Here is a 13,087-nt window from a genome sequence, read left to right as displayed (position 1 = left end):
CCTGCCGCGGCGAGGGAGGCAAACCAATTACCTTGGAGGTAATGGAAAATCCGCCGCCGCTCCTGTCTATTGCGGCGGACGCGCAAGGAGGCGGATATGGAATTCGGCGAACATCTCAAGGAATGGCGCAGCCACCGGCGTCTCAGCCAGTTGGAGCTGGCGAGCGAGGCGGGCATCTCCGCCCGGCACCTCTCCTTTCTGGAGACGGGCCGCTCACGCCCTTCCGAGGGCATGATCCTGCGGCTCTCCGCCGTGCTGGACATTCCGGCACGCGACCAGGGCCTGCTCTTTTCCGCCGCCGGTTTTCGCCCGCGTTTCGCAACCGCGCCCGCCGCCGGCCTTTCGGCCTTCCCGCCGGCGGTGGCCGAGGCCATCGGCCTGATCCTCGCCCGCCACGATCCCTATCCGGGCGTCGTCTTCGACCACGAATACAATGTGCTGACGGCAAACCAGGCCTTTCTAAGCCTGGCTGGCATGGCGGGCATCGCGGTTGCGCCGGGTGACAATTTCCTCGACGCCTATCTCGGCCCGACGCCCCTGCGCTCCATCGTCGTCAACTGGGCGCAATCGGCCGCCGACCTCGTGCATCGCATCCGCGCCGAGGCCTGGCTCCAGGGGCCACGCAGCCCGCTTTTGAAGCGCATCGAGCGGCTGGCGGCGACGGAGGACATCAAGGCCGCGCTCGCGGCCTTCCCGCAGGGCGACCGGCTGCCGATCCTGCCCATCGAGATGAAGATCGGCGCGAAGCGCTTCAACTGGATCACCACGCTCACCTCCTTCGGCTCTGCGCAGGACGCGCTGGTGCAGGGCGTGCTGATCGAAAGCTTCTTCCCGGCCGATGCCGGAACGCGGGCTCACTTCGAGGAGGCGGACGCGCCGAAGACGAAACGGGAATAGCCCAGGAACGACCAGACCATCGCCGCAAGGGACGCGATGGCGACGGCAAGGACCGGCCATACGGCCGGGAAAACCAGCAGGATGGCCGAGTAGACCGCATAGTTGAGGAGCGCGGCGCTGACGCCGACGCCGCCATAGCGCGTGCCCTCCGCCGCAAGGCCCCGGTCGCTGCGGCCGAAGGTGAAGGTGCGGTTCAGCCAGAAGGTGACCAGCATGGCCGCTGCGATGGCGACAATCCGCGCGCTGAAGGGGCCGAGCGGCGAGACATGGAGAAGCAGGGCGAGCACGCCGGCATCGACGAGGAAGCCGGCACCGCCGACGAGCGCGAAGAGGAGGATGCGCCTCATGCCGCGCGCGAGCGGGCCGACAGATCCTCGGCGGCGTGCGCGGGGCGGCGGTGGCCGGCATGGCCGGCGGGAAGGTTCATATAATGGATGCGCAATTGCTCGGCGCGGGCGCGGGCCAGCGAATCGAGGATCATGCCGGCGGAGAAGACGAGGAAGGAGATCATCATCAGCACCAGCGAGAAGATCCAGGTCGGCATCCGGTCGACGAGGCCGGTCTGGAAATAGGCCAGGAGGACAGGCGCCATGAAGACGAGGCTGAGGCCCATGAAGCCGCCGCTGATCGCGCCGAAGAAGGTGAAGGGGCGCGTTTCCTTCATCAGCATGGCGAACATCCAGAGGATCTTTCCGCCGTCGCGGAAGGTGGAGAGCTTGGAATGCGAGCCTTCCGGGCGGCGGCCGTAGTCGAGTTCGAGTTCGGCGACCGGCAGGCGCAGCCGCGAGGCATGCACCGACATCTCCGTCTCGATCTCGAAGCCGCCGGAAACGGCCGGGAAGCTCTTGGCGAACCGACGCGAGAAGGCGCGGTAGCCGGAAAAGATATCGGAGAAATCGCTGCCGAAGAGCGAGCGGTAGAGCACATTGAAGATGCGATTGCCGAAGGCGTGGCCCTGTCGGCCGGCATCGGCATGCACGCCGCGCCGCGTGCCGACGACCATGTCGGCGCCCTCGGTGATCAGCGTGCGGACGAGTTCGGGCGCATCGGAGGCCGCATAGGTGCCGTCGCCATCGGCCATGAGGTAGATATCCGCCTCGATATCGGAGAACATGCGGCGCACCACATTGCCCTTGCCCTGGCGGCGCTCGCGCACGACCGTCGCACCGGCCAGCGCAGCACGCAGCGCCGTCGTATCGGTGGAGTTGTTGTCGTAGACATAGATGCGGGCCGTCGGCAGCGCGGCGCGGAACCCGGTCACGACGTCGGCTATCGTCTGCGCCTCGTTGTAGCAGGGCAGCAGCACGGCGATATCCAGGTCTTCCAGCAGGGCTTGCGTCATGACGCGCGGTCTCCGAAGGCGGGCCGCCTCGCGCGGCCTTCGGTTTTACTATTTCTTGAGAAGGTTAAGGCTAGGTTTCGGCTGGCTTCCAACGGCGGACGAAAGGGCTGTTCGTGTCGAAATCCATGCCTGCGGCGCTGCCACTCACCCCTTCGAAGGCCCCGGCCCGTCGCCAGGGACTGACGGCCGGCGTGCTCGCCCTCTACAGCCTCGTCGCCATCGCGCTGGTGCTCGCCATCTCGCTGCCCTTCGCCACCGATTATGTCGGAGCGGACAATGACGACACGATGCGGCTCGTCGTGGTGCGCGACCTTCTCGCCGGACAGAGCTGGTTCGACACGACGCAATACCGCCTCGGCCTCGACGGCGGCACGCTGATGCACTGGTCGCGCTTCGTCGACCTGCCCATCGCCAATCTCATCAGCTTCTTCTCGCTGTTTGCGGACCAGCGGCACGCCGAGGCGATCGCGCTTGCGGTCTGGCCGGCGCTGCTGGTCGTGCCGGTGCTCGCCGGCATGGGGCTTGCGGCCTACCGGCTCGGCGGCACCATGGGAATGCATGCGACGCTGGTGCTGACCTCCGTCTTCGTCGTGGCGCTCAACCGCTTCCAGCCCGGCTCCATCGACCACCACAATGTACAGCTCGCGCTCGTCGCCGGCATCGCCGCCATGCTGCTCGACCCCGGAATGCGGGCGCGCGACCATGCGGTGGCCGGCCTGCTTTCGGGCCTTGCCATCGCCATCGGCGCGGAGACGACGCCGCTGATCGGCGCGGTCTGCCTCGTCGTCGCGCTGCGCTGGGTCTGGCAAGGGCCGGCCTACCGCGAGGCGGCGGCCGCCTTCGGCCTTTCGCTGGCGCTGACGATCACGCTCGCCTTCTTCGCCACCGTCGCGCCGTCGCGCTATACGCAGGTGACCTGCGACAGCCTCTCCTACGGCTTCTACGCGCTGGCGACGCTCGGCGGCGGCACGCTGTTCCTGACCGCCTCGCTGGCGAGCGGCCGGTCCTTGCGCGGCCGGCTTGCCGCCCTTGCCGGCGCGGGCGTCGTCATCGCCGGCGCGGTGCTGGTCATCGCCCCCGGCTGCCTTGCCAATCCGCTCGACACGCTCGATCCGCTGCTGAAGACCTTCTGGCTTTCCGGCGTCATCGAGGCGCAGTCCGCCGTGGCGCAGTTCAGGCTGGAGCCGGGATCGGTCGGCAGTTTTTACGCGCCCGGCCTTCTTGCCATGCTGGTCTGCCTGTGGCGCATCCGGCGCGGAGAGAAGACCGAAGCGCATCTCGTCGTCCTCGCCCTGCTTGCCGTCGCCTTCGCCGTCTCGCTCATCCAGATCCGCGGCGCGATCTTCTCCAACATGCTCTCCGCCCTGCCTCTCGGCCTTGCCATCGCGGATATGCGCAAGGCCTCCAATGCAGACCCGAAGAACCTCAGGACGGGGCTCGCCTTCATCGCCCTGACGCTCGCCTCCGTGCCCGCAACCTGGGCGCTGGCCGGCGCGATGCTGCCCGGCCGCTCGCAGGCGAAACTGACCGCCGGCCTGGCGGCCGCCCCGACGCCGCGTCTGTCCTGCACCGCCGAGGCCTCCATCGCGCCGCTGGCCGCCGAACCCGCCGGCGTCGTCGCCGGAGCCTCCAATCTCGGCGCGCCGATCCTGCGCTATACCGGCCATCGCGTGCTTTCCGCGCCCTACCACCGCAACCAGGGCGGTATGCTGACGGAGCTGCATATCGGCCTTTCCAATCCCCGGCAGGCCGAAGCCTTCCTGCGCGGGGCGCATGTGACGCTGCTCGCCTTTTGCCCGGACGACACCCAGACCCGCGACCTTGCGAAGGCGGAACCGGGCGGCCTCTATGCCGATCTTCTCAAGGGCAGGGTGCCGGACTATCTGGAGCCGATCGCCGGAACGGAAAGCGCATCGCTGCGGCTTTACCGGGTGCGGCCGGAATAGGGCCAATTGACATTCAGTTCAGGCTGGGGATGCCGCGCGCACCGCCCTGTCATCGCGGGCGAAACGCACTACACTTGCCCCATGAGCTTCTTTTCCGAAAACGATTCGCCGTCGAACCTTGCCGAATATTCGGTGTCGGAGCTGTCCGGCTCCATCAAGCGCACCGTCGAACAGGCCTTCGACCAGGTGCGGGTGCGCGGCGAGATTTCCGGCTATCGCGGCCCGCATTCCTCGGGGCACGCCTATTTCTCGCTGAAGGACGACAAGGCCCGCATCGACGCGGTGATCTGGAAGGGCAGCTTTTCCCGGCTCCGTTTCAAGCCGGAAGAGGGCATGGAGGTGATCGCGACGGGCAAGATCACCACCTTCCCCGGCTCCTCGAAATACCAGATCGTCATCGAGACGCTGGAGCCGGCCGGCGCGGGCGCGCTGATGGCGCTGCTGGAAGAACGCCGGCGCAAGCTCGCCGCCGAAGGCCTCTTCGATACGGAGCGCAAGAAGCCGCTGCCCTTCCTGCCGAAGGTCATCGGCGTCGTCACCTCGCCGACCGGCGCGGTCATCCGCGATATCCTCCACCGCATCGCCGACCGCTTCCCGGTCCATGTCGTCGTCTGGCCGGTGAAGGTGCAGGGCGAAGGGTCCGGGCAGGAGGTCGCGGCGGCCATCGAGGGCTTCAACACGCTGGACCCGCTCGGGCCGATCCGGCGGCCGGACGTGCTGATCGTCGCGCGCGGCGGCGGGAGCCTCGAAGACCTCTGGAGCTTCAACGACGAGATCGTGGTGCGCGCCGCCGCCGCCTCGAAAATCCCGCTGATCTCCGCCGTCGGCCACGAGACGGACTGGACGCTGATCGACCACGCGGCCGACCGCCGCGCCCCGACGCCGACGGGCGCTGCCGAAATGGCCGTGCCGGTGAAGGCCGACCTGGAGGCGGAAATCGCCTCGCTTGCCGCGCGCCTGCGCGGGGCGTGCGCCCGCCAGATGGACAATCGCCGGCAGGGTGTTCGCGCGCTCGCCCGGGCGCTCCCCTCGCTCGACCAGCTTCTCGCCCTGCCGCGCCGCCGCTTCGACGAGGCCTCGGCCGGTCTCGGGCGCGGCCTGCAGATGAACACGGCGAACAAGCGCCGCACCTTCGAGCGCACGGCGGCGCATCTGCGGCCCGACATGCTGCTGACCCGCATCGCCGAGCGTCGCCAGCGCGTCGCCGACCGGCTGCTCAGGGCCGAACGCATCGTCGAACGCCGGCTCGACCACGTCCGCGCCCGCCTTTCGGCCTTCGACGTCTCGCTGCGCGCCACACCCGCCCGGATCAAGACGCAGACAGAGCGCGCCCGCGACCGGCTGAGCGGGCTTGCGCTCCGGGCCGAAAGCGCGCTTTCCGGCGATCTTTCCCGGCGGCGCGCCCTGCTTCTGGCGCAGGACCGCATGTTGCAGTCCCTTTCCTATCGCAACGTGCTGAAGCGCGGCTATGCGCTGGTGCGCGATGAGGACGGCGCGCCGGTCAAGGGCGCGGCGGAACTCGGCCCCGGCCGCGCTATCGCGATCGAGTTCGCCGATGGCACGGTGGATGCCGTCACCGGATCGGGCGGCGGCGCGCCGAGGAAGAAACCGGCGAAGGCGGAGGCGCAAAAGCCCGCGCCGCGCCAGGGTTCACTGTTCTGAGGCCGCCATGCGCATCCTCGTCGTGCTCGCCCATCCGCTGGAGGAAAGCTTTGCCGCAAGCGTCGCCGAGACGGTGCGCCGGAAGCTGGCGGCGAACGGCCATACGGTCGACCTGCTCGACCTCTACCGCGAAGGCTTCGACCCACGGCTCAGCCATGGCGAACGCGCGCGCTATTTCGAGCCGGCCTACGACCCGTCGGAAGCGGAACCCTATGTCTCCCGGCTGAAGCAGGCGGACGGGCTGGTGCTGGTGTTTCCGCAATGGTGGTTCAATTTCCCGGCCATCCTGAAGGGCTTCTTCGACCGGGTCTTCGCGCCGGGCGTCGCCTTCGAGAACGATCCGGACGGCGGGCGCATCCAGCCGAGGCTCGGCAATATCCACCTCTTCTGGGCCTTCACCACCACGGGATCGCCCTGGTGGGTGGTCAATCTCTACATGGGCAATCCGGTAAAGCGCCTCCTGAAGCGCGGCATCGCCGCCTTCTGCGCCAAGGGGCTGGATTTCAGGCTGGTCACGCTCCACGACATGGACCGCATCGACGCGGTGAGGCGCAAAACGCACCTCGCCAGGGTCGAAAAGCTTATCGACCGGATTTGACCGGGCTCAGGCCCACTCGCCGGCGCGCATGACGGCCAGGCGGCTGCCATCGGCGCGGATGCCGTCGATATCCACCTTGTCGGAGCCGATCATCCAGTCGATATGGATAAGGCTTTCATTGCCGCCCTGCGCGCGGATCTGCTCCGGCGAAAGGTTCGCACCGTCGAGGAAGCACTTGGAATAGCACTGGCCGAGCGCGATGTGGCAGGAGGCGTTCTCGTCGAACAGCGTGTTGTAGAAGAGGATGCCGCTGGCCGAGATCGGCGAGGAATGCGGCACCAGCGCCACTTCGCCGAGACGGCGCGCGCCCTCGTCCGTATCCAGCACCTTGTTCAGCACCGCCTCTCCCTTCGACGCCTTCGCCTCGACGATCCGGCCGCCCTCGAAGCGCACCTGGATATCGTCGATCAGCGTGCCCTGATGGGAGAGCGGCTTGGTGGAGGAGACATGGCCCTCGACACGCAGAGCATGCGGCGTGGTGAAGACCTCTTCCGTCGGGATGTTGGGATTGCAGGTAATGCCGTTCTTCGCCGTGGAGGCCCCGCCGTGCCATTCGTGGCCATCGGCAAGGCCGACCGTCAGGTCCGTGCCCGGGCCCTTGAAATGCAGGGCGGAAAAACGCTCGCCGTTCAGCCAGGCCGAGCGCTTGGCAAGGTTGGCATTGTGCGCCGCCCAGGCGGCGACCGGATCGGCGACGTCGACGCGCGAGGCGGCGAAGATGGCGTTGGCGAGCTTTTCGACCGCGACGTTTTCCGGGTCGTTCGGGAAGACCTGTCTGGCCCAGGACGGGTTCGGGTAGGAGACGATGTTCCAGTTGATGTCGAAATTGGCGATCTTTTCCAGCGCCGGCTTGTAGGCGGTGGAATTGGCCTTGTTGGCGCGGGCGACCTTTGCCGGGTCCTCACCGGAGAGCAGCATCGGATTGTCGCCGGCAATGGCAAGGCGCGCCGCGCCATTGGCATAGGCCTTGGCCATGCCCTCGTAGAGCCAGTCCGTCGCGCGGTCGAAGCTTTCGTCCGGCGCATGGCGGTAGCGGGCGAGCGTCGCCTCCTCGTCGGCATAGAAGGTGCTGACGAGGCCCGCGCCGGCCATGTAGGCGTGCTTGGTGATGAGGCGGACGAGCGGCAGCGCGGCGATGGGCGCGGTCATCACGAGGTCCTGCCCCTTTTGAAGCTGGAGGCCGACGCGCACGGCGACTTCTGCGAGTTTTTCGAGCTTTTGCGGATCGACGGAAGGATTGGTCATGACAGCCTGCTTTCTGGAATAGATGCGGGAAAGGTAGTGCGCCGAAGCGGCAATGAGAAGGTCAGGCGATAACGGGCGCGGCAATCGCCTTCAGCGCCGCCACCACGTCGCGCGGGGCAAGGCGCACCTGAAGGCCGCGCTGGCCGCCGTTCATGTAGACGGCCTCATGCGCCAGCGCCGCCTCCTCGATGGCGGTCGGCACCTGCTTCTTCTGGCCGAAGGGGCTGATGCCGCCGACGACGAAGCCGGTCAGCCGCTCGGCATCGACCGGCTTCATCATGTTGGCGGACTTGCCTTTGAAGGCGCTCGCCAGCTTCTTCATGCTGACCTCGCGATCCGACGGCACGATGACGCAGACCGGCTTGCCGTCCACCTCCGCCATCAGCGTCTTCAGGACGCGCGACGGGTCTTCGCCCAGCGCCTCGGCGGCCTGGATGCCGACGCGGTCGGCGGTCGGGTCGTAGTCGTAGGTATGAACGGTGAAGGCGACGCCGGCCTTCGCAAGGGCTTGTGTCGCGCGGGTGGTCTTTGACATGGCTCAGTAGCCCGCGCCGCGATCCACCAGATATTCCAGCGGCTTGCCACTTTCCAGCCGCTCGATCTGCTGGGCGACATGGCGGAAGAGGGCGGCGACGTCGGAGGCGGCGGAAGCATGGGGCGTCATGAAGACCCGGTCCATCGACCAGAAGGGGCTTTCGAGCGGCAGCGGCTCCTGCTGGAAGACATCGAGAGAGGCGCCGTAAAGCGTGCCGTCGTTGACGGAGGCGACGATATCGGCCTCGACCTGGCTGCCGCCGCGGCCGGCATTGATGAAGACCGGCGCGCCGAACGGGCCTTTGCGGCTGAGGCGGGTGAAGAGGCCGGTATTGTAGATGTTCCGCGTATCCGGCGTCAGCGGCAGCAGGCCGACGAGGAAATCGCTCCTGCCGAGGAAGGCGTCGAGGCCCTTTTCGTCATAGGTCTCGAAGCCCTCGACCGTGCGGCCGCTCTTCGACCAGCCGATGACGTTGAAGCCGAGCGTCTTCAGCTTCCGCGCCGAATCCTGCCCCAGCACGCCGAAGCCCATGATGCCGACGGTGATCTCCTTCGCCTCGGGCTGCGCCAGCTCGCGCCAGACGCGCTTCTGGCGCTGCGCCTCGTAGGCCCGGTGCTGGCGAAGGTGCATGAGGCATTGCATGACGACCCATTCGCTCATGCGCGTCGTCAGCGTCTCGTCGACGAAGCGGACGAGCGGCACATCCGGCAGGCCGGGCAGCGTGAGGACATGATCCACGCCCGCGCCGCCGGAGAAGACGACCTTGAGGTCCTTCGCCCGGGAAAAGAGGTCCGCGCCCGGCTTCCAGACAACGGCGTAGTCGATGCCCGCAAGGTCACGGCTGCGGTTTCCCGGATGCAGCAGGTTGATCACCTCGCGATCCGGGAAAGCGCCCTTGAGCGCGGCGGCGACCTGCTCCTGATCGAATTTCAGATCGATGATGACGGGGCTTTTCGTCGACATGCTGTTTCCTACTGGCTTATCGTCTCGCTGCGGACGGCTTCGAGGTTGAAGGCGGCGGCCATGAGGGCCCTGGTATAGGCCTCGCCCGGTCGCTCGATGATATCCTTCGCCCTGCCCTTTTCCACCACGCGCCCGCCGCGCATAACGATGATGTCGTTGGCGAGCGCGCGCACGACCTTGAGGTCGTGGCTGATGAAGAGATAGGCGAGATTGTGCTTGGCCTGAAGGTCGCGCAGAAGCTCGACCACCTGCGCCTGCACACTCATGTCGAGCGCGGAGGTCGGCTCGTCCAGCATGACGAATTCGGGCTTCAGCACCATGGCGCGGGCAATGGCGATGCGCTGGCGCTGGCCGCCGGAAAATTCATGCGGGTAGCGCCAGCGGGTGGCGGGATCGAGGCCGGTTTCCTCCAGCGCGGACGCCACGCGATGGTCGCGCTCGGCCTCGGAGAGCGAGGGTTCGTGGACCTTCAGGCCCTCGGCGACGATATCGGCGACCGACATGCGTGGCGAGAGCGAGCCGAAGGGATCCTGGAAGACGATCTGCATGCGCCGGCGCAGCGGCCGCATCTCGGCGAAGGTGCGCCCGGCGATATCCTGCCCCACGAAGGCGATGCGGCCCCTGGACGCGATGAGCCGCGTCAGCGCAAGGCCGAGCGTCGTCTTGCCGGAGCCGGATTCGCCGACCACGCCGAGCGTGTGGCCGGCGCGCAATGTCAGGTCGATGCCGTCGACGGCCTTCACATGATCCACCACGCGGCGCATGAAGCCGGCCTTGATCGGGAACCAGACCTTGACGTCCTCCGCCTCCACGACGACGGGCTGGCTGTCGTCGGCCGGGCGCGGCTCGCCCCGCGGCTCGGCGGCGAGAAGATGGCGGGTATAGGCGTGCTGCGGATTGGAGAAGATGTCCTCGACCGGGCCGGTCTCGACGATCTTGCCCTTGGTCATCACGCAGACCCGGTCGGCGAATTTGCGCACGATGCCGAGGTCGTGGGTGATGAAGAGCATGGACATGCCGTGCTCTTCCTTGAGGTTTTTCAGGAGTTCGAGAATCTGCGCCTGCACGGTGACATCGAGCGCGGTGGTCGGCTCGTCGGCGATCAGCAGTTCCGGGCGGTTGGCGAGCGCCATCGCGATCATCACGCGCTGGCGCTGGCCGCCGGAAAGCTCATGCGGATAGGCGGCAAGGCGTTTTTCCGGCTCGCGGATGCCGACCTGATTGAGCAGTTCGAGGATTTTCGCGCGCGCGGCGGGGCCTTCGATATCCTGATGGAGTTTGAGGATCTCGCCGATCTGCCGCTCGATGGAATGCAGCGGATTGAGCGAGGTCATCGGCTCCTGGAAGATCATGGTGATGTCATTGCCGCGCACGTCGCGCAGGTCCGCATCCGAAGCCTTCAGGAGGTCCTTACCCTTGAAGGCGATCTCGCCGGAGGGGTGGCTGGCGGCGGGATAGGGCAGCAGCTTCAGGATCGAGTTGGCCGTCACCGACTTGCCCGAGCCGGATTCGCCGACGAGGGCGACGACCTCGCCGCGATGGATTTCGAAGGAGACGCGGTCGACGGCCAGCGACGTGTTGCCGCCCTGATGGAAGGCCACCGACAGGTCGCGGACGCAAAGGATGGTTTCGGGAGCGCTCACCGGAAGGTCTTCCTCGGATCGAAGGCGTCGCGCGTCGCTTCGCCGACGAAGATCAGCAGCGACAGCATGACGGACATGACGACGAAGGCGGTGAGGCCGAGCCACGGCGCCTGAAGGTTCTCCTTGCCCTGCGCGATCAGCTCGCCCAGCGACGGCGAGCCGGGCGGCATGCCGAAGCCGAGGAAGTCGAGCGAGGTGAGCGTGGTGATCGAGCCGGAGAGGATGAAGGGCAGGAAGGTGAGCGTCGCGACCATCGCATTGGGCAGGAGGTGCCGGTACATGATCGTCGCATTGCCGACGCCCAGCGCCCGGGCGGCCCGGACATATTCGAAATTGCGGGCACGCAGGAACTCGGCGCGCACCACGCCGACGAAGCCGACCCAGGAGAAGAGCAGCATGATGCCGAGCAGGATCCAGAAGCCGGGCGGCAGAATGGCGGCGATGATGAGCAGGATGTAGAGCACCGGCATCGAGGACCATATCTCGATGAAGCGCTGCATCAGAAGGTCCGTCCAGCCGCCGAAATAGCCCTGCACCGCGCCGGCCGTGACGCCGACCACGGCCGAGCAGATCGTCAGCGCGAGACCGAAGAGCACGGAGATGCGGAAGCCGTAGATGACGCGGGCAAGCACGTCGCGCGCCTGGTCGTCCGTGCCGAGCCAGTTGAGGTTGCTGAGATTGCAGTTCGGGTCCGCCGCCCCGGCCGGATAGCCGGCGCAGCGCTCTTCCTTCGACATCAGCCAGAACGGTGCGGTCGGCGCGGAATGCGGGATGTTGGAATTGGTCGAGCTGTAGGAATAGCGGATCGGCGGCCAGATCATCCAGCCGTTCGCCTCGATCTCCTCGGTGATGAAATCGGAGCGGTAATCCGTCTCGGCGAGGAAGCCGCCGAACTTTTCCTCCGGGTAATCGATGACGACCGGGAACAGCAGCTCGCCCCTGTAGGAGGCGAGGATCGGCCGATCGTTGGCGATGAATTCGGCGAAGAGGCTGAGCACGAAGATGACGAGGAAGATCCAGAGCGACCAGTAGCCGCGCCGGTTCGCCTTGAAGTTCTCCCAGCGCCTTTTGTTGGTCGGCGAGAGCAGGCCCTTTCTCGGCGGGGCGACGGGGATCGTGTCGGTGACGGCAGCCATCAGACGTCCCTCCGCTCGAAATCGATGCGCGGATCGACCCAGGTATAGATGAGGTCGGAGACGAGGGAGACGACGAGGCCCATCAGCGAGAAGATGAAGAGCGTGGCGAAGACGATGGGATAGTCGCGCCGGACGATGGAATCGTAGCCGAGGCGGCCGAGGCCATCGAGCGAGAAGATATATTCGATGAGCAGCGAACCCGTGAAGAAGGCCGAGATGAAGGCGCCGGGGAAGCCGGCGATGATGATCAGCATGGCGTTGCGGAAGACGTGGCCGTAGAGCACCTGTCCCTCGGTCAGGCCCTTGGCGCGGGCGGTCGTGACATATTGCTTCTTGATCTCGTCGATGAAGGAATTCTTCGTCAGCAGCGTCGTCGTGGCGAAGGCGGAGAGCAGAAGCGTGATCAGCGGCAGCGTCATGTGCCACATGTAATCGAGCGGTTTTTGCCACCAGGCGAGGCTGTCGAAATTATCCGAGACGATGCCGCGCAGCGGGAACCAGTCGAGGAAAGAGCCGCCGGCGAAGAGCACGATGAGCAGGATGCCGAAGAGGAAGCTCGGCACCGCATAGCCGACGATGATGATGCCGGAGGTCCAGACGTCGAAGGCCGAGCCGTCCTTCACGGCCTTCTTGATGCCGAGCGGAATGGAGATGGCGTAGGAGAAGATCAGGATCCACACGCCGAGCGAGATGGAGACCGGCATCTTCTGCGCGATGAGATCGACCACCGCCGTGTTGCGGAAGAAGCTCTCGCCGAAATCGAAGCGCATATAGTCCCACATCATGGAGAAGAAGCGCTCGAGCGGCGGCTTGTCGAAGCCGAACTGCTTTTCCAGCTTGGCGATGAATTCGGGATCGAGACCGCGCGCGCCGCGATAGGCGCTGTCCTGCCCGACCTCCTGCAGCATGTCGCCGCCGCCGGACAGGCGATCGCCGCCGCCCTGGCTCGTCAGGTCGGAAATGACCTGCTCGACCGGGCCGCCGGGCGCGAACTGCACGATTGCGAAGGAAATCGCCATGATGCCGAAGATCGTCGGGATCATCAGCAGGATGCGGCGCAGGATATAGGCGCCCATCAGCGGTCACCCGACCGAATGCGCCGCGTCGATGTCCAGCCGTT

12 protein-coding genes are annotated in these 13,087 nt (G+C 66.6%); 4 read left to right on the top strand and 8 right to left on the bottom strand.

Annotated elements, in window-relative coordinates; all coding sequences use genetic code 11:
* Nucleotides 1-96: 96 nt before the first annotated feature.
* The gene (locus K8M09_RS18520; protein ID WP_160786754.1) at nt 97-897 is read left to right on the top strand and encodes a helix-turn-helix domain-containing protein; all 801 of its coding nucleotides are present in this window, start codon (nt 97-99) and stop codon (nt 895-897) included.
* On the opposite strand, the gene K8M09_RS18515 is transcribed toward K8M09_RS18520, so the two are convergent.
* Entirely contained in the window at nt 855-1,244 is a 390-nt protein-coding gene (locus K8M09_RS18515; protein ID WP_160786755.1) for a GtrA family protein, read from the bottom strand. The genes K8M09_RS18520 and K8M09_RS18515 overlap by 43 nt on opposite strands.
* Nucleotides 1,241-2,239 (bottom strand): glycosyltransferase, encoded by a 999-nt coding sequence (locus tag K8M09_RS18510; protein WP_160786756.1) that lies wholly within the window; start codon nt 2,237-2,239, stop codon nt 1,241-1,243. Before K8M09_RS18510 ends, K8M09_RS18515 begins: the two co-directional genes overlap by 4 nt.
* 113 nt (nt 2,240-2,352) lie before the next feature.
* On the opposite strand from K8M09_RS18510, the gene K8M09_RS18505 reads away from it, so the two are divergent.
* From K8M09_RS18505 to K8M09_RS18495, 3 genes are all read left to right on the top strand, one after another.
* Nucleotides 2,353-4,185: a hypothetical protein gene (locus K8M09_RS18505; RefSeq protein WP_160786757.1), complete on the top strand. Its 1,833-nt coding sequence runs from the start codon at nt 2,353-2,355 to the stop codon at nt 4,183-4,185.
* 81 nt (nt 4,186-4,266) lie between these two features.
* The gene (gene xseA / locus K8M09_RS18500; RefSeq protein WP_160786758.1) at nt 4,267-5,847 is read left to right on the top strand and encodes an exodeoxyribonuclease VII large subunit; all 1,581 of its coding nucleotides are present in this window, start codon (nt 4,267-4,269) and stop codon (nt 5,845-5,847) included.
* A 7-nt stretch (nt 5,848-5,854) separates the two neighbouring features.
* The gene (locus K8M09_RS18495; RefSeq protein ID WP_160786759.1) at nt 5,855-6,445 is read left to right on the top strand and encodes an NAD(P)H-dependent oxidoreductase; all 591 of its coding nucleotides are present in this window, start codon (nt 5,855-5,857) and stop codon (nt 6,443-6,445) included.
* Between the two features lie 6 nt (nt 6,446-6,451).
* Here the strand turns inward: K8M09_RS18495 and K8M09_RS18490 are convergent, their stop codons facing one another.
* The 6 genes from K8M09_RS18490 to K8M09_RS18465 all read right to left on the bottom strand — a co-directional run bounded on the left by K8M09_RS18490 (nt 6,452) and on the right by K8M09_RS18465 (nt 13,043).
* The gene (locus tag K8M09_RS18490) at nt 6,452-7,690 is read right to left on the bottom strand and encodes an aminopeptidase (RefSeq protein ID WP_160786760.1); all 1,239 of its coding nucleotides are present in this window, start codon (nt 7,688-7,690) and stop codon (nt 6,452-6,454) included.
* Nucleotides 7,691-7,751: 61 nt separating this feature from the next.
* Nucleotides 7,752-8,225 carry a Cys-tRNA(Pro) deacylase gene (gene ybaK / locus K8M09_RS18485; protein ID WP_160786761.1) on the bottom strand — a complete coding sequence of 158 codons (474 nt, stop codon included), beginning with the start codon at nt 8,223-8,225 and terminating at the stop codon, nt 7,752-7,754.
* Between the two features lie 3 nt (nt 8,226-8,228).
* Nucleotides 8,229-9,188, bottom strand: coding sequence for a 2-hydroxyacid dehydrogenase (locus K8M09_RS18480; RefSeq protein ID WP_160786762.1), 960 nt, complete (start codon nt 9,186-9,188; stop codon nt 8,229-8,231).
* A gap of 8 nt (nt 9,189-9,196) precedes the next feature.
* Nucleotides 9,197-10,831, bottom strand: a complete 1,635-nt coding sequence (locus K8M09_RS18475) for an ABC transporter ATP-binding protein (RefSeq protein WP_160786763.1) — start codon at nt 10,829-10,831, stop codon at nt 9,197-9,199.
* The gene (locus K8M09_RS18470; protein ID WP_160786764.1) at nt 10,828-11,967 is read right to left on the bottom strand and encodes an ABC transporter permease; all 1,140 of its coding nucleotides are present in this window, start codon (nt 11,965-11,967) and stop codon (nt 10,828-10,830) included. Before K8M09_RS18470 ends, K8M09_RS18475 begins: the two co-directional genes overlap by 4 nt.
* Nucleotides 11,967-13,043: a microcin C ABC transporter permease YejB gene (locus K8M09_RS18465; protein ID WP_160786765.1), complete on the bottom strand. Its 1,077-nt coding sequence runs from the start codon at nt 13,041-13,043 to the stop codon at nt 11,967-11,969. The genes K8M09_RS18470 and K8M09_RS18465 overlap by 1 nt, the downstream gene beginning before the upstream one ends.
* Nucleotides 13,044-13,087 lie beyond the last annotated feature (44 nt).

The sequence above is a fragment of the Shinella zoogloeoides genome (assembly GCF_020883495.1).
In the GTDB taxonomy this organism is placed as follows: Bacteria; Pseudomonadota; Alphaproteobacteria; order Rhizobiales; family Rhizobiaceae; genus Shinella; species Shinella zoogloeoides.
The sequence above is the reverse complement of the archived record's forward strand: the minus strand, read 5'-3'. Positions and strand labels throughout refer to the sequence as shown.